We start from the raw sequence: 18079 nt of genomic DNA, 5'->3' as shown, positions 1-18079 counted from the left end.
TAATGGATATTCAATTCGTAGGCGAAAACTTGCTACCCGGTAAGTTCGGGCAGTTTTTTATTGTTTTGGCATTCAGTGCTTCTTTACTCTCAACTATAGCATATTTCTATGCCGCGCGCAATAAAGATCTTGCAGACAATTCTTGGAGAAATCTGGGTAGAATTGGTTTTCTGATTAATCTTGCCTGTATAATTGGTATTGGGAGCATTTTGTTCTACTTGGTTTTAGGCCATTATAACGAATACAATTACGTTTATTTTCACTCCTCAAAAGAACTTCCTGTTTATTATATCGTGTCTGCCTTTTGGGAAGGGCAAGAGGGCAGTTTCTGGCTTTGGGCTTTTTGGCAGTCTATTTTAGGCTTGTTGCTCATTTGGAAAGCAAAAACCTGGGAAAGTCCGGTAATGACTACTGTAGCATTCTCGCAGGTATTTTTAACTTCAATGCTTTTGGGTGTAGAAATATTTGGCGAGAGAATTGGAAGTTCGCCTTTTATTTTACTACGTGATGCAGTTGATCTGAAATCTATGGCGCCGGTGGTTTTTGCAAACCCGGAGAATTTTAAAGATTACTTGAAATTTATTACAGACGGACGAGGTTTAAATCCGTTGTTGCAAAACTATTGGATGGTTATTCATCCCCCAACCTTATTCCTGGGTTTTGCCAGTATGGTTGTTCCTTTTGCGTATGCAATTGCGGGTTTGTGGCAAAGGAAATATAAAGAATGGGTTAAACCGGCCATGCCTTGGGCGCTTTTTGCGGTTATGGTACTTGGAACAGGAATTATTATGGGTTCTTTCTGGGCTTATGAAGCCCTGAATTTTGGCGGTTTCTGGGCTTGGGATCCTGTAGAAAATGCCTCACTTATTCCGTGGTTGACTTTGATCGGCGCTGTGCATGTACTTATTGCATACAAAAACACTGGTCATGCATACTTTACTGCAATTGCATTGGTGTTTTTAAGTTTCCTTTTGGTTTTATATGCATCTTTCTTAACCAGAAGCGGAATATTGGGCGATACGTCTGTTCACTCTTTTACAGATATGGGCATGTTTGGTCACCTTATTTTATACAATGTGGTGTTCGCTGTACTTGCTATCGTATTGCTCGTTTCAAGATGGAAAGAATTGCCGATTACCACCAAAGACGAAGAAACCTATTCAAGAGAATTTTGGATGTTTATTGGCGCTTTAGTGGTTACTGTAGCTTGTATTCAGGTTATTTTTTCTACATCTGTTCCTGTTTTCAACAAAGCTTTTGGTACCAACTTTACTCCGCCGATAGATGCGGTTAAATATTACAACCAATGGCAGGCACCATTTGCGATATTAATTACGTTAATATCGGGTTTCTCCCAATATTTAAAATACAAAAGAACCGACCCGCGTAAGTTTTACAGCAGTTTGGTTTCGGCTGTTTTGTTTGCCATTGTACTTACCGGCGGTTTGGTATACATAACAGAAATTTATACCAATAGCATGTACATCTTAATTACATTTAGTTGTACGTTCGCTATTTTATCAAACGCAAGTATTCTATATCAAGCCTTCGGCGGAAAAGGAAAGCTTGCTGGAGCTGCTGTTGCACACATTGGCTTTGCCTTTTTAATTTTAGGTGCTTTAATTTCTGCGGCCACCAATAAGCCATTATCCATTAATGCAAATAATTTCATCCCGGTTAAGGATTTTGAAAAAACTGAAAAACCAGGTGAAAACATTATGCTCTATAAAAATGAGCCTAAAAAAATGGGTAAATACACCGTTACCTATATTGCCGATACTGCAATTGCTCCGAATACTTACTATACTTTAAATTTTAAGGTAGTGGATGAGAAAACAGGACAAGTCAAAGAAGATTTTAATTTGCATCCTCATGTTCAGGACAATGCCAAAATGGGTTTAATTGCATCGCCAGATACAAAACATTATTTAACTTATGATGTGTATACACATATCACCAGCGCAGCTATAAAACAAAATAGTCATGGCGATCATGATGGCGAAGCGGATGATGAAAATTATAAGGCACCACGTATCGTGAAGGTTGCCGCCGGCGATACCATTCATACCTCAAGCGGTGTTGTTACGATTAAAGCATTAAACAACAAGCCAGCAGCAAAAGATCTTGTGCTTAGCGCCGGCGATTATGCCGTTGGGTTACCCATAGAAGTTAACTCTGCAGGTAAAGTATTCCATACAGAACCAATTTTTCTGATTAAAGGAAATAATACATTTGATTTTGCACGTAGAATAGATGAACTGGATTTGAAATTCCGTTTTTCTAAAGTCCTTCCGGATGAACGCAAAGTTGAACTTCAGATTTTTGAAAAGCCACAACAAGCAAAATCCTGGGTAGTTTTTAAAGCCATAGAATTTCCATTCATTAATTTATACTGGGCGGGTACCATTGTTATGGTTGTTGGCTTTTTGCTGTCAATTTTTAGAAGAAGAAAAGAAGCGAAAGTCGCATAATGATGAAAATTGTACTACTGGGTTCAGGAAATGTAGCAACACAACTCGGCCGTGCTTTAGTTGCGCAGGGCGAAGTAATTTTGCAGGTATATAGCCAAAACCCAGAGCATGCCAAAACATTAGCAGATGCTTTACACGCGGAAGGTGTGAGCAAAATCGCCAACTTGGTTTGGAATGCCGATTTGTACATTATTGCAGTGAAGGATGATGCAATTGAAACAATTGCTGCCGGTTTAACAGACGTTGAAGGTTTAGTTGTACATACCTCTGGCGCAACAGATATTTCAGGTTTAACAAAGTTTCTGCCTCGCGCCGGTGTTTTTTATCCCCTGCAAACTTTCTCCAAAACCAAAGATGTTGACTTTAAAACGATTCCACTTTGTTTAGAAACCACTCAGCCAGATGATCTGGGTTTACTACTAGAATTGGCCGGTAAACTGAGCAATAGCGTGCATGTTTTAGACGGAGAAAAAAGAAAGGTATTGCATTTAGCAGCCGTTTTTGCCTGTAATTTTCCCAATCAGTTATTTGCGTTAGCCAATCAGGTTTTAACTCAGAATGGATTGGATTTTAATATCATTAGGCCCCTCATTGCCGAAACAACCGACAAGATTATGGTTAGTTTGCCAAAAGATGTGCAAACAGGTCCGGCAGTACGCAATGATGAGCAAACCATAAATACGCATCTGGCGATGTTAACAGGCCTGCCTGATTTGCAGGAAATTTATCAAACTTTAAGCAATAGCATTAAAAAAACACATAAATAGTACAATTGCGGCTTTTGCTTATTACTTTTGCACCATAATTATGAGCATTTTTAAACTTAAAATAAATTTTGAAGAGGCAGATCACGAATCTGTAGAACTGCCTATTGCTGCCGGAGAATCGGTTTTAGACGTTTGTCTGGACAATGGAATTGAGTTGCAGCACAATTGCGGTGGCGTTTGCGGTTGCAGTACTTGCCACGTATATGTAACCAAAGGCATGGATAACATTCAGGAAATATCAGATAAAGAAGAAGATTTTATCGATAGAGCCGTACGTCCTAAAATTACTTCCCGTTTGGGTTGCCAATGTGTGGTAATTGATGGAGATATTGAAGTAACCATTCCAGATCAGTCTGGATTTATGGGGCACTAAGCTACTCCAAAGAATTTTGAATCCGAGGGCTTAATCCCAATCCAAAAAACTACAACGATAACAAACACAAACAAAACATGAACAACGATAAATTTGCTTTACCTTTTTACTGGAACGACTACGAAGACATCGCAATGTCTTTATATGAGAAATTTGGCGATGATTTTTCTGAAACCAAAATATACCGTATCCGTTTTACCGATTTATTAGAATGGGTACTTGTATTGCCTAATTTTAAAGGAACACGCGAAGAAAGCAGCGAGGGTCATTTAGAGCAAATTCAATCTGCTTGGGTATACGAGTGGAGAGACAATCAATAACTCTATCAACTAAAGAGAAACAATATTACTACGTAAAATTCGATCGTATATCATGTCTGTTGAAAATTCAAAGTCGCCTTCGGAGGATGTAGAAGTTATGTTTCTTCAAAAGTTAAAAGAAATTACCACATTCGTTTTTGATGTTGACGGTGTTTTAACTGATGGTTCTGTTCAGGTAACAGACAACGGTCAGTCTCTGCGCACTTTCAACATTAAAGATGGATATGCCATGCAATTGGCAGTAAAAAAAGGCTATAACTTGTGTATCATCTCTGGCGGAGATGGAATTGCAATGGCCAGGCGTTTCCATAATCTGGGTATTAAAGATGTATTTTTGGCCGCTGGCGATAAAGTAGCGCTGTTTAATCATTATATTCAGGATAAGAAAATCAATGCCAGTACGGTTTTGTATATGGGCGACGATATTCCTGATTTTAAAGTCATGCAATTGGTTGGCCTGGCAACTTGCCCAGCTGATGCTGTGAATGAGATTAAAAACATTTCTCATTTTATTTCTCCGTATTGCGGTGGTAAAACCGCTGTGAGAGACATTATCGAAAAGGTAATGAAAGTTCAGGGCAAATGGTTTGATGAACAACCTAGTGCCGCCGATTCCGGCAAATAATCAATACCGTTTCAAAACTTCAATATCGCTTTGCGATAGTTTTGATTAGCCAATTTTCAGCTTAAAATTTTCTGATTCAACTTTGGTATACACACATTAAATCTTAAATTTACGTATTAATTTAATCAATCGATTGATTAAATTATTGATCATCGTAAAGCATAAAATATATGAGCACTTATTTAGTACCTGTTGATTTTTCCCGCTCGGCAGATCATGCCGCCCAGTACGCCGCCCGATTAAGCTGGGCAATGAAAAATGCCAAAATTATCCTTTTAAATTCCTATTACGTTTCTGAGTATGAAAGTATTTTACCAACACCAGATTTACTTGTTACAACAGAAGAACATGTTGCCGATGAAATTGTCAGCAGGCGCGAAGCATTACTGGCACTTAAAACGAAATTAGTGGAAATTAATCCGGAAGCGGAGATTGAAGTTTCGCTTACGCGCGATACAATTTTACGCTCTATTATTGACCGGGTAAACCAGGAACCTATAGATTTGATCATTATCGGTAGCAATGGCAAAAAAGCTAAAGATGAAACAGAGATCGGTTCAAACGCGATAAAAATTTCGAAAGCCAGTCCGGTTCCAGTTTTGGTTGTTCCGCCGAAGGCAGAATATCAATCTATCCGTAAAGTAATTTTGGCTTGTGATTTTAAAAAGGTAAAAGAAGTGATTCCCATGCACGCGCTTAAAAACATTTTAAGCAAACACCAGATAGAACTTTTGGTCTTAAACGTAAATGCTGGCGAAATTGATGTGAATGAAGAACATTTTTTGGATCAGATGTTAAAAGATTTCAGACCAAAATACCATTATACAGAACATCCCGATACAATTAAAGGCATTGTTAAATTTGCAAAAAGTGAAGAAGCACAGCTGCTGATTGCCTTGCCTAAAAAATGCAGTTTTTTTGAAAGTCTGCTGCACGAAAGTGTGTCACATAAACTCACGATTAAATCACACATCCCGGTTTTACTGCTAAAAGATTAATTGTAACGACTAAGTTGCACTTTGTGCTTAAACTTTTTTGTGCAATGGCGCTCAAATTGTCTCAAACTTCAACAAAAAAACATGAAAAAATTAATGATGATTTGCGCGCTGTTATTCGCTGTAGTAACATTTGCCAATGCACAACAAGGTGGCGGCCGTATGGGCGGAACACCAGAAGAACGCACAAAAAAAATGGTTGAAACCTTAACTGAAAAGTTAAAACTTACCGACGATCAAAAAACTAAAGTAAGCGCAATTTACACCGAACAGGCTACCGCAATGACCAAAATACGCGAAGAAGCCAATGGTGATAGAGATGCAATGCGTGAAAAATCTATGAAACTAAGAAAAGATACAGACGAAAAAGTAAATGCTGTATTAACAGACGATCAAAAAACTGCTTACAAAGCTTGGCAGGAAGAGCAACGCGCAGCGATGCAAAACCGTCAGGGTGGAGGTCAGTAATTGATACCAAAAAATAAAAATAATGAAAGCGGCTTTTGGTCGCTTTTGTTATTTTAGCAGAAAAAAAATATGTCAGCATCATTCCCGCCGTTAATACTCGCCTCAAAATCTCCAAGAAGACAAGAACTGCTCAAACTTTTAGGTTTTGAATTTTCTATCGAGCTTAAAGATGTTGATGAAAGTTATCCCGAAGGTTTAACACCGCCAGAAATTGCAGTATATATTTCGGAAAAAAAAGCAAAAGCATTTTCTTCTGATACCAAAACAGTGATTACAGCAGATACAATTGTGGCTTTGAATGGAGAAATACTTGGGAAACCAAGTAACAGGGCGCATGCACAAGAAATGCTGAGGAAACTTTCGGGCAGTACACATGAGGTTTTTACAGGAGTAACCTTGGTTAAGGGAAATACGGCGCGCTCATTTTATGATCGTACTGAAGTAACATGCAGGGCAGTTAGTGAAGCCGAAATTGATTTTTATATCGATAACTTTAATCCTTTTGATAAGGCAGGCAGCTACGGCATTCAAGATTGGTGGGGTTTGGTAGTGGTACAGCAAATTCGCGGTTCTTATACGAATGTTATGGGCTTACCTACAGAAAAGCTTTATCAGGAGCTTTTGTTTTTATTTGACAACCTTGGTGGGGATGCTCAAGGTTCGTCTTTTTGAGTTTTTAGTTAAACTCTTGCTGGTATTTTAACGGGCTTTTCCCAGTGATTTTTTTAAAACACTTATGGAAACTGGCAAAATTATAGAAACCACTTTCGTAGCAGATTTCTTTGACACTCATTTGATTTTCAATCAATAATTTACAGGCCTGACCTATTCTAATTTCATTGGTAAACTCTGTGTAGGTTTTACGGCTACGCGATTTGAAGAATTTACAGAACGAATTTGGGCTCATTTTTGCAATGTCAGAGATTTCACGAAGGTCAATCTTTTTCTTGAAATTGGTAATGGTGTAATTGTAAATGGCTTGTATTCGATCTCGTTCATCATCCTGAAAGTTGTATTGAAAACCAAGTGATACCAAATAATTGATTTCCTTACAGTGTGCAATTTCTGATAGTGCTTCTAACAGCAGCATAATTCTTTTTGTACCACTACTTTCTATGATTTTTATCATCAGGTTGGCGAGCTTTTCGCGGGCTTCTCCGGTAATTTGCATCCCTTGTTTAGAGTTTTCAATTACCTTTTTGACTTCCATATTTTCCGGAAGATTTAGAAATTCTGCACCCCAGAAGTGCTCTTCAAAATGAACAACATAAATGTCTACAGCAGATTCGTCATCAGTTTCGAAGTATTCCTGATCAAAACGCCAGTAATGCGGCAAATTACTGCCAACCAGAACGACGTCTCCATCAACAAAATTCTTAATACTGTCTCCAATAAACTGGGAGCCTTTTCCTTTTTTAAAATAAATGAGTTCTAATGCGGAGTGATAATGCCAGCGGTTGTTCACGTCTGGCATCAAGTCCCTTCTTGCGCTAAATGATTGCGCAGAAGTCGGCGATACTTTTAATAAGTGCGGTTTCATGTTTTTCGGAATATTTGGTTAAAAATTTAGTACAATTTGCAATTAAGATCGCAAAATTGTTAATTATTTACAATATAGCTTAATAATTGGATAACGGCGTAAAATTTTGATTATACAATTAAACTGTTATTTGTAGAACTCAAACCGCTAACCGAACCAATTTTTATGGGCACAGCATTACATTTTTTCATTTACGAATCTATTTTATATTCAGAATTTTCGACAATAAATTTGATAAGGGCTGGTTTTTGTTCCCTAAAATAACTCGTTCCAAACCTGTTTATATCTGGTATCATCCGAGTCAATCCGGATTCAAATTCGACTACAAAACACACGTAAAAAATAATGAGCCACAACAGTACAGATACTTTTGAATCTTCCTCCTCCGGTAAAGTTTACCTTTTTCCTTTAATTTTGGTAACCAGCTTATTTTTCTTTTGGGGATTTGTGCACAACCTTGATCCAGTTTTAATCCCGCACCTGCGGAAAGCATTTAAATTGAATGATTTTCAATCGTCTTTCGTAGATTTTTCAATTTTTATTGCCTATTTCGCCATGGCTTTACCTGCCGGTTATGTCATGAAAAAATGGGGCTACAAAAGCGGCATTTTACTGGGTTTGGTACTTTTTGCCGTCGGTTCTTTTCTTTTTATTCCCGCTGCAGATACCAAAGCATACATTTATTTTCTTGGTGCGCTGTTTATCATAGCTTGTGGCCTGGCCTTTCTGGAAACAGCAGCTAACCCTTATGTAACTGTACTTGGGCCGGAAAACACCGCTACACAGCGCTTAAATTTTTCACAATCGTTTAACGGTCTGGCTGCATTTTTAGCGCCCGTTATTGGGTCGAAATTTATCTTTACAGGTTCTACAGAAACTGAAGAACAAATTAAGGCCATGTCTGCCGCGGCCTATGATCAATATGTGACTACAGAGGCAGCAAGTGTAAAAGGGCCGTATACTGTTTTGGGTTTTGCCATTTTATTGGTCATTATTCTTTTTCTGTTTACGAAGCTTCCGGATATCAAAAGCAAGTCTACAGATCAGGAATCAAATATTCTTGACGCATTAAAATTTAAACAATTGCGCTGGGGCATTGTAGCTCAGTTTTTTTATGTTGGTGCGCAGGTTTGTGTACTCAGTTTTTTTGTCCGTTTCGTAACAGTATCGGCAGGTTTAACACTCGAAGCTGCTGCATGGTATTCTGGCGGTGCAGGGTTGGCTTTCATGCTCGGCCGTTTCGCCGGCACATTTTTCATGCAATACCTGGCACCCAATAAACTTTTGATGATTTACGCCGTTATCTGTGTCATTCTATCGTTGGTTGCCATTTTCGGGCAAGGTTTAATAACGGTTTACGCTTTAATCGGAATTGCATTTTTTATGTCGATTATGTTTCCGACAATATTTTCTCTCGGAATAACAGGAGTAGGCAACGCTACAAAAATTGCATCGTCTTTAATTGTAATGTCTATTGTAGGCGGGGCAATTCTTCCGCTAGGTTTAGGTTATATTTCCGATCTCTCCGGAAGTATTCAATATGGATATATCGTTCCATTGATTTGTTTTCTGGTTGTTTTCTACTTTGGAAAATCCGGTTACAAACCTCAATAAATAAATTAACATGAATAAAGTCATCAAAATAAACAATCAAGACAATGTATTGGTTGCGTTAACAAATCTAAGTAAGGACGAGGTTGTGCATTACGACGGAACAGATTACCTTCTGCAAAACGATATACCGGCAAAACACAAATTTTTTATGCACGATATGCTGTCCGGAACAGAAGTTTTTATGTATGGTGTTTTGGTTGGTAAAACGCAGTTTGATCTGGTTGCCGGTTCAGTGATGAATACAGAAAACACCAAACATGCTGCAGAGCCTTATGGCTACAGAAGGATAGATTACCAATGGAATGTGCCTGATGTAGGTGCATATCAACACAGAACTTTTAAAGGATACCATAGGAATAACGGACAGGTAGGAACGGCAAATTACTGGTTGTTTATCCCAACCGTATTTTGTGAAAATAGAAATCTGGATGTAATTAAAGATGCACTCTATGGCGCACTTGGCTATTCTGTAGATGATAAATATAAACACTATGCCAACCAATTGGCAGATGCGCTGAAAAAGGGCGAAGATATTCACGAGGTTTCTTTTGCACCCGTTCAGGATTTGAAATCTGCGCGCATATTTAAAAATATTGATGGCATTAAATTTCTGAACCACAGTGGTGGTTGCGGCGGAACGCGCCAGGATGCTGATCTGCTGAGCAATCTTCTTGCGGCATATGCTGATCATCCAAATGTGGCCGGTATAACGTTACTGAGCTTAGGTTGCCAACATTTGCAGGTATCCAATTTTCGTAATGACTTGTATGCCAGAAACCCGTTTTTCGATAAACCATTGTTGATTTTTGAGCAGCAACAGGCACAGAGTGAAGAGGAACTTATACAGCAAGCCATTGCACAGACTTTTGACGGATTGATCGAAATCAATAAGATTGAACGTAAAGATGCGCCTTTAAGCAAACTCTGCGTTGGCGTAAAATGTGGTGGCAGCGATGGTTTTAGCGGCATTTCTGCAAACCCTGCTGTGGGGCATTGTGCCGATTTGCTGGTGACTTTAGGCGCTAAAGTTTTGTTGGCAGAGTTTCCTGAATTGTGCGGTGTAGAGCAAGAAATGATTGATCGTTCTGTAAATCGTGAAACTGCAGAGAAGTTTATCCGTTTGATGACGGAATACGATGAACTGGCACATAAAGTTGGATCGGGTTTTTTCATGAATCCATCTCCGGGAAATATCAAAGACGGTTTAATTACAGATGCAATTAAATCTGCCGGTGCAGCAAAAAAAGCGGGGAGTTCGCCAGTTGTTGATGTTCTGGATTACACCGAGCCGGCAACCAAACCGGGTTTAAGTTTGGTGTGCACACCCGGCAACGATGTAGAAGCTACAACCGGGAAAGCCGCTGCCGGAGCAACATTAATTTTGTTTACAACAGGTTTGGGCACACCAACAGGAAATCCGGTTTGCCCAACAATTAAAGTAGCAACCAATTCTGCATTGGCAAAGAGAATGTCCGATATTATAGATATTGATACGGGTCCGGTAATTCGGGGAGAGAAAAATATTATGCAAATGGGCGAAGATATACTAGAATATTGTATTAAAGTGGCCAGTGGCGATGAAATTCCGAAGGCCGTTCAACTCAATCAGGATGATTTTATTCCTTGGAAGCGGGGAGTAAGTTTATAATTTTAACAACAGATAATATGTTTCAGTTAACTCATAAAAAAGCAGTAATTACAGGTGGCGGAAGCGGAATTGGCAAAGCCATAGCAATAACATTAGCCCGCCAGGGAGCAGAAGTGCACATTATAGAATTGAGTGCGGCGCATGCGCAAGATACGCTTAATGAGATAGAGACCTTAGGTAAAGTTGCTTTTGTTTATGGTTGCAATGTTGCCAGCCATAATGAGGTGAAAGCAGTTTTTGAAACCATTGGAGCAATTGATATCCTGGTTAATAATGCCGGAATTGCACATGTTGGTAAGGTAGATAACACTTCAGAAGCTGATTTTGACCGCATTATGGAGGTAAATGTAAAAGGAGTTTACAATTGTTTATACTCAGCTATCCCGCAGTTGCGGAAAAATAATGGTGGCGTAATTTTAAATATGGCATCAATTGCAGCTTTGGTTGGCATTCCAGATCGCTTTGCGTATAGCACTGCAAAAGGTGCGGTAAAAGCCATGACAATGAGCGTAGCAAAAGATTATATTGCAGAAAACATTCGGTGTAATTCTATATCTCCGGCACGTGTACACACTCCATTTGTAGATGGATTTTTAAAAAACAATTATCCGGATAATGTGGAAGAAATGTTTCAGAAGTTGTCTAAAACACAACCCATCGGCCGAATGGCCAAACCAGAAGAAGTTGCAGGTCTGGCACTTTACTTGTGTAGCGATGAGTCTGCATTTATTACCGGTTGCGACTATCCGATTGATGGCGGGTTTACAACATTAAACAATTAATCACGATGAACAGATGGTTCTATATCATCCCATAAAAAAATAAGAAATGAAACTGATAAGATTTGGCGACGAAGGACAAGAAAAACCAGGAGTATTCATTGATGGAAATTATTACGATACTTCTGCATTTGTAGACGATTATAATGAAGCATTTTTTGCCGGCAACGGTATTCAGCAATTGGCAGAAAAAATTAAAACTGCTCATCTGCCAAAGGTAGATGCAGCTGTTCGCTTGGCTGCTCCGCTTACACGCCCGTCAAAAATTGTGTGTATCGGACTTAATTATAAAGATCATGCTGCAGAAACAAATGCAGCGATACCCAAAGAGCCAATTTTATTCTTTAAAGCTACTTCTGCAATCGTTGGCCCAAATGACGATTTGACAATCCCAAAAAATAGCGTAAAAACCGATTGGGAAGTAGAACTGGCTATTGTAATTGGAAAAAAAGCTACTTATGTTACGGAAGAAAATGCGCTTAAGCATGTTGCCGGTTATGTTCTGCATAACGATTATAGCGAAAGGGAATTTCAGCTTGAACGCAACGGACAATGGGTAAAAGGGAAAAGTTGCGACACTTTCGCACCGATTGGCCCATTTATCGCTACGCAGGACGAAATTGAAGATGTACATAATCTGCGCTTATGGTTAAAGGTAAATGATCAGATTCTTCAGGATGGCAATACCTCTAACTTAATCTTCAATATTCCGTTTCTGATTCATTATGTGAGCCAGTTTATGACACTTCTTCCAGGAGATATTATTACAACCGGAACCCCTGCAGGCGTAGGTTTGGGCCAAAAGCCAGAGCCTTGGTATCTAAAACCAGGTGATGTTGTAGAGTTGGGTATAGACGGACTTGGTTCCAGCAGACAACACGTCAAGGCTTACGTATGAGAAGATTTTGTTTTGCGCTAGATCTGATTGATGATGCTTCGCGCATTGCCGAATATGAGCAATATCATCAGGCTGTTTGGCCAGAAATTATAGAAAGTATTCGAGGTGCTGGTGTAGAAGTCTGTGAAATTTACAGAACAGCAAACCGACTATTTATGATTATGGAGGTTAACGATCGCTTTTCTTTTCAAGCAAAAGCCGATGCCGATGAAGCAAATCCTGTTGTACAGAAATGGGAAACACTCATGTGGAATTACCAACAGGCATTGCCAACGGCAAAAAAAGGCGAGAAATGGATTTTGATGGATCGAATTTTCGCGCTTTAAGAAATAATAAAAATTTAAACACCCAAATTAACATGGAGCGGCAACAGGGCATACAATTTATTGCCTGTTGTACGCCTATTAAACAAGTAAGATGAACCTTCATTTAAAAGATAAGATTGTTATTGTAAGTGGCGGCGCAAAAGGGATAGGAGAAGCAATTGTAAAATCATTGGCAAGCGAAAATGCGTTTCCAATTGTGATCGGCCGCAACGAAGCCGATAATCAAAAACTCTGTGCAAGTTTAGAAACCGAAGGTTTGAAAGCCGATTATGTAACCGCAGAACTTACAAAACCTGACAGTTGCAAGGAGGTTATAGATACAGTATTGCAAAAATACGGGCGCATTGATGGTTTGGTAAATAATGCTGGAGTAAATGATGGTGTAGGACTTGAAAACGGCACTTATGAGGGATTTATAGAATCGTTGCACAAAAATGTTGTGCACTATTATCTTTTGGTACATTATGCACTTCCTGCGCTGAAAGCAAGTATAGGAACAATCGTTAATATCGGTAGCAAAACAGCAGAAACCGGTCAGGGCGGAACGTCTGGCTATGCGGCTGCAAACGGAAGTCGGAACGCGTTAACACGAGAATGGGCGGTAGAGCTTTTGCCTTATGGAATTCGTGTTAATGCTGTAATTGTAGCTGAAGCGATGACACCGTTATACAAAACCTGGATCAGTACGTTTGAACACCCGGAAGAAAAATTGAAATCCATTACCGAAAAAATTCCATTTGAACAACGTATGACGAAGGTAGAAGAGATTGCAGATATGGTAGTGTTTTTACTTTCAGAAAGATCTAGCCATACAACAGGTCAGCTCATTCACGTGGATGGCGGTTATGTACACCTGGATCGCGCACTATAAATTATCTAGCAGCCTGCGTCAATTCGAATGCCTTTTTCAGGCGGAGAAATCTATTTGAAAACTTGCAACTTAAAGGTTTGTTCCGTTAGGTTTCTCGCTACGCTCGAAATATTTTTATAAAGAATACAAGACACCCATTTTTAAATCGTAAGTAGACAATTTAATGGCTTTTATCGCAGAGATCTCCAGTACATAATTGGTGAGTAATGCAGCCATTACAATCATATCTACTCTTAATGGAATCAAACCCGGCATGTTTTCACGTTCGGCATGTGTAGAGGTTAAGAATTTTGCCGCAAGCTCACGATAAGAACGGAAATCAATCTGAGCAGACTTTATTTTCTTCGTATCCAAATCAGGGTAAAGCATGCCCGCAAAAGTTTCAAAAGCGCCGGCAGAGCCGATGAGCGTTTCCGGTTTATATTCGGCGCAAATGTTTTGCAAATCGGAAAGTTCCTCCCGCAAGTGTTTCAAGATATTCTCTTCATCAACTCGGCTTAAAGGATCAGAATGGAAATATTTTTGCATCAATCTGGCTGCACCAATATTGTAACTTTTCTTCCAGATTAGGCCGTCATTGTTGCAGAGAATAAACTCTGTGCTTCCGCCGCCAATATCCATAATTAAAGAATTTCCGCTAATAGAGCCGCTGGCTTTTACGCCTTCAAATATCAAAGCAGCTTCTTCATCGCCAGAAATAATGTCAATATCTATTCCGGTCTCCAGTTTTACCTGTTTCACAAAATCCTGTCCGTTACTGGCACTGCGAATCGCCGATGTGCCTGTGGTTCTACATTGTGTTACATTAAATTCTTTCAGTGTATTGCTAAATTCTTTTAATTGCTTTAATCCGCGATCAAATGCTGCATCAATAATAATGTTGTCGTTTAATCTGCCTTCGCCCAGCCTTACCGGAGAATTTGTTTTATAAATGATTTCGATTTTGTCGTTTTCTTTTTCTGCAATAATGAGGTGAAAAGTGTTCGTTCCGAGGTCGATGGCAGCAATACGCATAAATTGATTTTTTGGTAAATATCGATAAAAATTAAGCCATAAAGCAATCTGCCAGATATAGAAAGTAAATTTTAGTCCGTACGATTGAAAGAGTCATTTTGTTCATTTGACTGATTTTTTGAAGATTTAATATCTACTTTATTGATAATCATTACATTTGACTAAAACGCTTATGAAAAAGACAATCTTTCTACTCGCGGTTTTATTCTTAGTGAATTTAGCCTGCAAAAAAAATGGAGAAGGCAATATTTGTGCCTGCTCACCACTTCCAGAACCTGCTTTAACTCTGATAATCAAAAATGTGCAGGGCGAAGATTTGCTTAATCCGGCTACCAACGGTGCTTTATCTGAAAGTCAGATTAAATTGTATACCAAAAGTAGCAATGGAGCAGAGCAAATATCTAAAATTTATATCCAGAAACCAGTAAATATATCGCCAACTGAAAAGTTTGATTTTTATCAGATTACTGCCTATGAAATTATAAATCTGGCAAAATCCGGGTCTCCATTTTACCTAAAATTGGGAAATGCAGAGCCTCTGTTGCTTACATTAAAGTATAACGAGAGTACCAGAAAAGTAGAAAATTTGGTTATTAATCAACAACCGGCGGCGAAAGGAGAAGGAATTATTACCTCGTATATTGGTAATTTCTTTTACGTTATTTCTTAATTTTATAAAAAACAAAACGCTCCGATTGGAGCGTTTTGTTAAATTTTTATTCAAAATATTCTTTCATTCTTTCGAAGAAATTCTTTTCATTTTTGCCCGGTTGCGGCTTGAAATTTGGCGATTCGCGCAGTTTTTCTAAAACATTACGTTCTTCGCTACTCAAGGCTTTCGGCGTCCAGATATTGATGTGGATAATCTCATCACCTCTATGGTAAGAATTTACTTCTGGAAGTCCTTTACCTTTTAAGCGCAACAATTTTCCACTTTGTGTACCTGGTTCTATTTTGATTTTTGCTTTTCCGTCAATCGTTGGCACTTCAATGCTCATACCCAGCGCTGCATCCACAAAACTTAAATGAAGATCGTAAACAATGTTATTTCCTTCGCGTTTCAAGGTTTCGTGCTGTACTTCTTCAATTAAAATAATCAAATCACCAGGGATACCGCCATTAGGTGCTGCATTTCCTTTACCACTCATGCTCAACTGCATACCTTCGCTTACGCCAGCAGGAATATTGATGGTAATGGTTTCTTCGCCACGAACAACACCATCGCCATGACAAACAGTACATTTTGACGTAATCTGCTGTCCGCTACCATTACAAGTTGGGCAAGTAGATGCAGTTTGCATCTGCCCTAAAATGGTATTGGTTACACGGCGTACCTGCCCGCTACCACCGCAAGTGTTACATGTGCTTACAGATGATTTATCTTTAGCGCCAGAACCATCGCAGGTTTTACAAACAACAAGTTTATTAACTTTTATCTTTTTCTCTGCGCCGTGTGCAATCTCTTCAAGAGTAAGTTTTACTTTGATTCGAAGATTTGTACCTTTTGCAACTCTGCGGCCGCCACGTTGCTGGCCACCACCGCCACCACCGAAAAAGCTTTCGAAAGGATTGTGTCCACCAAAAATATCTCCGAAGTTGCTGAAGATATCGTCCATATTCATATTTCCGCCACCGTATCCGCCAGATGCACTGCTGCCCACGCCAGCATGTCCAAATTGGTCATAACGTTGCTTTTTCTCCGGACTGCTTAACACTTCGTAAGCTTCTGCAGCTTCCTTAAAATTATCTTCAGCAACCTTATCTCCAGGATTTTTATCCGGGTGATATTTGATTGCCATTTTACGATAAGCTTTCTTTATCTCATCGGCAGAAGAACTTTTGCTAACGCCCAGTACGTCGTAATAATCTCTTTTACTCATCTTTATATTAAAATAATTGAATATTGGGAAAAAGGAATGATAAAAACAGCTTAAAAGCCATAAACGTCATTCAAAATTCACACATTCAATAATTAATTTATGCTCCAACTACTACTTTCGCAAAGCGGATTACATTGTCATTTAAAGTATAACCTTTTTCAACCTCGTCAATTACTTTTCCTTTAAGGTCTTCAGTTGGTGCGGGGATGTTGGTAATGGCTTCGTGAAAATCAGTATCAAAATCTTTGTTAATGCTTTCCACTTCTTTCAAACCTTTCTGACCTAAAATGTTTTTAATTTTATGGTGTACCAAATTAACGCCTTCTTTTACTGGTGCAAGATCGGCAGCAGTTTCCATAGCTTTTAACGCACGATCAAAATCATCAAGAACAGGCAACATAGACACAATTACATCTTTACCTGCGGTTTGCAACAATTCTACACGTTCTTTTTGAGTACGTCTTTTATAGTTGTCAAATTCTGCGTATAGGCGTAAATATTTATCGTTTAGCTGTTGAACTTCTGCCTGTAATTTTTCTTCGGCAGATAATTCTGGAGCCTGTTCGGTTTCATTAGGGATTGCATCAGTATTTTCTACCTGATCAGCAGGGTTTTCCGATGGATTTTCAGTATTCATTATATTTTCTTCTTTATCTTGATTTTTCTTCTTATTAAACATAATTGGAGGCTGAATTTTTTGTTTGGGTCTCAACTATTTTGCCATAAACGGAAATCAGCCAAGCTGTCAGAATAATCTTAAATCCATCTAACAGTTTGGCTGATTGACTGACGTTTGTCAGCTATAATTATACAATTTGTGCATCTGCATGCACCAGTCCGTTGTCGCATTTTATAATGCGTGAAGGGTTTTTTCTAATAATGTGGTAATCGTGTGTGGCCATTAAAACGGCAGTTCCATTCTGGCTGATTTGTTTTAACAACGTAACGATTTCCTCTGATGTTTCCGGATCAAGGTTTCCCGTAGGCTCATCTGCCAAAATAATTTCCGGATCATTTAACAATGCCCGTGCAATTACAATTCTTTGTTGCTCACCACCTGAAATTTCATGTGGCATTTTTTTAATTTTAGAACGCAAACCAACTTTATCCAAAACGTCTTTAATGCGTTCATTAATCAGTTTCTCATCTTTCCAACCTGTTGCTTTCAATACAAATTCGAGGTTTTTTTCGATAGTTCTGTCAGTAAGCAATTGAAAATCCTGAAAAACAACACCCAATTTACGGCGCAAAAAGGGAACCTGGTTTTCGCGAAGATTTTTCAGGTCGAAACCTGCAATATTGCCATTTCCGTTTCCGATGTGTAAATCGCCATATAAAATTTTAAGTAAACTACTTTTTCCAGATCCGGTTGCTCCAATCAGGAATACAAATTCGCCTTGCTCTATATGTAGGTTTACGTTTGAAAGGACTAAGTTTTTTTGTTGAAAAACATCAACATTACTTAAATGAATTACTGCGTTTCCTGCCAT

Annotated in this window: 20 protein-coding genes; 15 read left to right on the top strand and 5 right to left on the bottom strand. The window is 38.8% G+C overall.

Features of this window, described 5'->3' with window-relative positions:
- Positions 1-2: 2 nt before the first annotated feature.
- The 8 genes from ccsA (at position 3) to ACJVDH_RS12925 (ending at position 6691) form a co-directional block, all read left to right on the top strand.
- Positions 3-2471: a cytochrome c biogenesis protein CcsA gene (gene ccsA, locus ACJVDH_RS12960; RefSeq protein WP_443943828.1), complete on the top strand. Its 2469-nt coding sequence runs from the start codon at positions 3-5 to the stop codon at positions 2469-2471.
- Positions 2471-3238, top strand: coding sequence for a Rossmann-like and DUF2520 domain-containing protein (locus ACJVDH_RS12955; protein ID WP_443943827.1), 768 nt, complete (start codon positions 2471-2473; stop codon positions 3236-3238). The genes ccsA and ACJVDH_RS12955 overlap by 1 nt, the downstream gene beginning before the upstream one ends.
- A gap of 40 nt (positions 3239-3278) precedes the next feature.
- Positions 3279-3611 carry a 2Fe-2S iron-sulfur cluster-binding protein gene (locus ACJVDH_RS12950; protein WP_443943826.1) on the top strand — a complete coding sequence of 111 codons (333 nt, stop codon included), beginning with the start codon at positions 3279-3281 and terminating at the stop codon, positions 3609-3611.
- 77 nt (positions 3612-3688) lie between these two features.
- Positions 3689-3931 (top strand): Fe-S cluster assembly protein IscX, encoded by a 243-nt coding sequence (iscX, locus tag ACJVDH_RS12945; RefSeq protein WP_443943825.1) that lies wholly within the window; start codon positions 3689-3691, stop codon positions 3929-3931.
- Positions 3932-3983: 52 nt separating this feature from the next.
- Positions 3984-4556, top strand: coding sequence for a KdsC family phosphatase (locus tag ACJVDH_RS12940; protein ID WP_443943824.1), 573 nt, complete (start codon positions 3984-3986; stop codon positions 4554-4556).
- A gap of 170 nt (positions 4557-4726) precedes the next feature.
- On the top strand, positions 4727-5554 hold the full coding sequence (locus ACJVDH_RS12935; RefSeq protein ID WP_443943823.1) for a universal stress protein: 828 nt from the start codon (positions 4727-4729) through the stop codon (positions 5552-5554).
- Between the two features lie 81 nt (positions 5555-5635).
- Positions 5636-6019 carry a hypothetical protein gene (locus ACJVDH_RS12930; RefSeq protein WP_443943822.1) on the top strand — a complete coding sequence of 128 codons (384 nt, stop codon included), beginning with the start codon at positions 5636-5638 and terminating at the stop codon, positions 6017-6019.
- A 69-nt stretch (positions 6020-6088) separates the two neighbouring features.
- The gene (locus ACJVDH_RS12925; protein ID WP_443943821.1) at positions 6089-6691 is read left to right on the top strand and encodes a Maf family protein; all 603 of its coding nucleotides are present in this window, start codon (positions 6089-6091) and stop codon (positions 6689-6691) included.
- Between the two features lie 4 nt (positions 6692-6695).
- On the opposite strand, the gene ACJVDH_RS12920 is transcribed toward ACJVDH_RS12925, so the two are convergent.
- Positions 6696-7559, bottom strand: a complete 864-nt coding sequence (locus ACJVDH_RS12920; protein ID WP_443943820.1) for an AraC family transcriptional regulator — start codon at positions 7557-7559, stop codon at positions 6696-6698.
- A 345-nt stretch (positions 7560-7904) separates the two neighbouring features.
- On the opposite strand from ACJVDH_RS12920, the gene fucP reads away from it, so the two are divergent.
- From fucP to ACJVDH_RS12890, 6 genes are all read left to right on the top strand, one after another.
- Complete coding sequence (gene fucP / locus ACJVDH_RS12915) at positions 7905-9173, top strand: L-fucose:H+ symporter permease (RefSeq protein ID WP_443943819.1); 1269 nt, start codon at positions 7905-7907, stop codon at positions 9171-9173.
- Positions 9174-9183: 10 nt separating this feature from the next.
- Positions 9184-10821, top strand: coding sequence for a UxaA family hydrolase (locus tag ACJVDH_RS12910; protein ID WP_443943818.1), 1638 nt, complete (start codon positions 9184-9186; stop codon positions 10819-10821).
- A 17-nt stretch (positions 10822-10838) separates the two neighbouring features.
- The gene (locus ACJVDH_RS12905; RefSeq protein WP_443943817.1) at positions 10839-11603 is read left to right on the top strand and encodes an SDR family NAD(P)-dependent oxidoreductase; all 765 of its coding nucleotides are present in this window, start codon (positions 10839-10841) and stop codon (positions 11601-11603) included.
- A gap of 46 nt (positions 11604-11649) precedes the next feature.
- On the top strand, positions 11650-12498 hold the full coding sequence (locus ACJVDH_RS12900; RefSeq protein ID WP_443943816.1) for a fumarylacetoacetate hydrolase family protein: 849 nt from the start codon (positions 11650-11652) through the stop codon (positions 12496-12498).
- A complete protein-coding gene (locus ACJVDH_RS12895; RefSeq protein ID WP_443943815.1) occupies positions 12495-12824 on the top strand; it encodes an L-rhamnose mutarotase in 330 nt (109 codons plus the stop codon). The genes ACJVDH_RS12900 and ACJVDH_RS12895 overlap by 4 nt, the downstream gene beginning before the upstream one ends.
- A 91-nt stretch (positions 12825-12915) precedes the next feature.
- Positions 12916-13695 (top strand): SDR family oxidoreductase, encoded by a 780-nt coding sequence (locus ACJVDH_RS12890; RefSeq protein WP_443943814.1) that lies wholly within the window; start codon positions 12916-12918, stop codon positions 13693-13695.
- A 114-nt stretch (positions 13696-13809) separates the two neighbouring features.
- Here the strand turns inward: ACJVDH_RS12890 and ACJVDH_RS12885 are convergent, their stop codons facing one another.
- Entirely contained in the window at positions 13810-14709 is a 900-nt protein-coding gene (locus ACJVDH_RS12885) for a Ppx/GppA phosphatase family protein (protein WP_443943813.1), read from the bottom strand.
- 172 nt (positions 14710-14881) lie between these two features.
- Here ACJVDH_RS12885 and ACJVDH_RS12880 point away from each other — a divergent pair, with 172 nt between their 5' ends.
- Positions 14882-15379 (top strand): hypothetical protein, encoded by a 498-nt coding sequence (locus ACJVDH_RS12880; protein WP_443943812.1) that lies wholly within the window; start codon positions 14882-14884, stop codon positions 15377-15379.
- 46 nt (positions 15380-15425) lie between these two features.
- Here the strand turns inward: ACJVDH_RS12880 and dnaJ are convergent, their stop codons facing one another.
- The 3 genes from dnaJ to ACJVDH_RS12865 form a co-directional block, all read right to left on the bottom strand.
- Positions 15426-16589, bottom strand: a complete 1164-nt coding sequence (gene dnaJ / locus ACJVDH_RS12875; RefSeq protein WP_443943811.1) for a molecular chaperone DnaJ — start codon at positions 16587-16589, stop codon at positions 15426-15428.
- Between the two features lie 97 nt (positions 16590-16686).
- Positions 16687-17268, bottom strand: coding sequence for a nucleotide exchange factor GrpE (locus ACJVDH_RS12870; RefSeq protein WP_443943810.1), 582 nt, complete (start codon positions 17266-17268; stop codon positions 16687-16689).
- Between the two features lie 127 nt (positions 17269-17395).
- Entirely contained in the window at positions 17396-18079 is a 684-nt protein-coding gene (locus tag ACJVDH_RS12865) for a cell division ATP-binding protein FtsE (RefSeq protein ID WP_443943809.1), read from the bottom strand.

Origin of the sequence: Pedobacter terrestris (genome assembly GCF_052343045.1) — a bacterium.
GTDB lineage: Bacteria > Bacteroidota > Bacteroidia > Sphingobacteriales > Sphingobacteriaceae > Pedobacter.
The sequence above is the reverse complement of the archived record's forward strand: the minus strand, read 5'-3'. Positions and strand labels throughout refer to the sequence as shown.

Coding starts and splice junctions, on each gene's coding strand:
- ccsA (WP_443943828.1), top strand. CDS start 3: ATGGATATTCAATTCGTAGGCGAAAACTTGCTACCCGGTAAGTTCGGG.
- ACJVDH_RS12955 (WP_443943827.1), top strand. CDS start 2,471: ATGATGAAAATTGTACTACTGGGTTCAGGAAATGTAGCAACACAACTC.
- ACJVDH_RS12950 (WP_443943826.1), top strand. CDS start 3,279: ATGAGCATTTTTAAACTTAAAATAAATTTTGAAGAGGCAGATCACGAA.
- iscX (WP_443943825.1), top strand. CDS start 3,689: ATGAACAACGATAAATTTGCTTTACCTTTTTACTGGAACGACTACGAA.
- ACJVDH_RS12940 (WP_443943824.1), top strand. CDS start 3,984: ATGTCTGTTGAAAATTCAAAGTCGCCTTCGGAGGATGTAGAAGTTATG.
- ACJVDH_RS12935 (WP_443943823.1), top strand. CDS start 4,727: ATGAGCACTTATTTAGTACCTGTTGATTTTTCCCGCTCGGCAGATCAT.
- ACJVDH_RS12930 (WP_443943822.1), top strand. CDS start 5,636: ATGAAAAAATTAATGATGATTTGCGCGCTGTTATTCGCTGTAGTAACA.
- ACJVDH_RS12925 (WP_443943821.1), top strand. CDS start 6,089: ATGTCAGCATCATTCCCGCCGTTAATACTCGCCTCAAAATCTCCAAGA.
- ACJVDH_RS12920 (WP_443943820.1), bottom strand. CDS start 7,559: ATGAAACCGCACTTATTAAAAGTATCGCCGACTTCTGCGCAATCATTT.
- fucP (WP_443943819.1), top strand. CDS start 7,905: ATGAGCCACAACAGTACAGATACTTTTGAATCTTCCTCCTCCGGTAAA.
- ACJVDH_RS12910 (WP_443943818.1), top strand. CDS start 9,184: ATGAATAAAGTCATCAAAATAAACAATCAAGACAATGTATTGGTTGCG.
- ACJVDH_RS12905 (WP_443943817.1), top strand. CDS start 10,839: ATGTTTCAGTTAACTCATAAAAAAGCAGTAATTACAGGTGGCGGAAGC.
- ACJVDH_RS12900 (WP_443943816.1), top strand. CDS start 11,650: ATGAAACTGATAAGATTTGGCGACGAAGGACAAGAAAAACCAGGAGTA.
- ACJVDH_RS12895 (WP_443943815.1), top strand. CDS start 12,495: ATGAGAAGATTTTGTTTTGCGCTAGATCTGATTGATGATGCTTCGCGC.
- ACJVDH_RS12890 (WP_443943814.1), top strand. CDS start 12,916: ATGAACCTTCATTTAAAAGATAAGATTGTTATTGTAAGTGGCGGCGCA.
- ACJVDH_RS12885 (WP_443943813.1), bottom strand. CDS start 14,709: ATGCGTATTGCTGCCATCGACCTCGGAACGAACACTTTTCACCTCATT.
- ACJVDH_RS12880 (WP_443943812.1), top strand. CDS start 14,882: ATGAAAAAGACAATCTTTCTACTCGCGGTTTTATTCTTAGTGAATTTA.
- dnaJ (WP_443943811.1), bottom strand. CDS start 16,589: ATGAGTAAAAGAGATTATTACGACGTACTGGGCGTTAGCAAAAGTTCT.
- ACJVDH_RS12870 (WP_443943810.1), bottom strand. CDS start 17,268: ATGTTTAATAAGAAGAAAAATCAAGATAAAGAAGAAAATATAATGAAT.
- ACJVDH_RS12865 (WP_443943809.1), bottom strand. CDS start 18,079: ATGGCAGGAAACGCAGTAATTCATTTAAGTAATGTTGATGTTTTTCAA.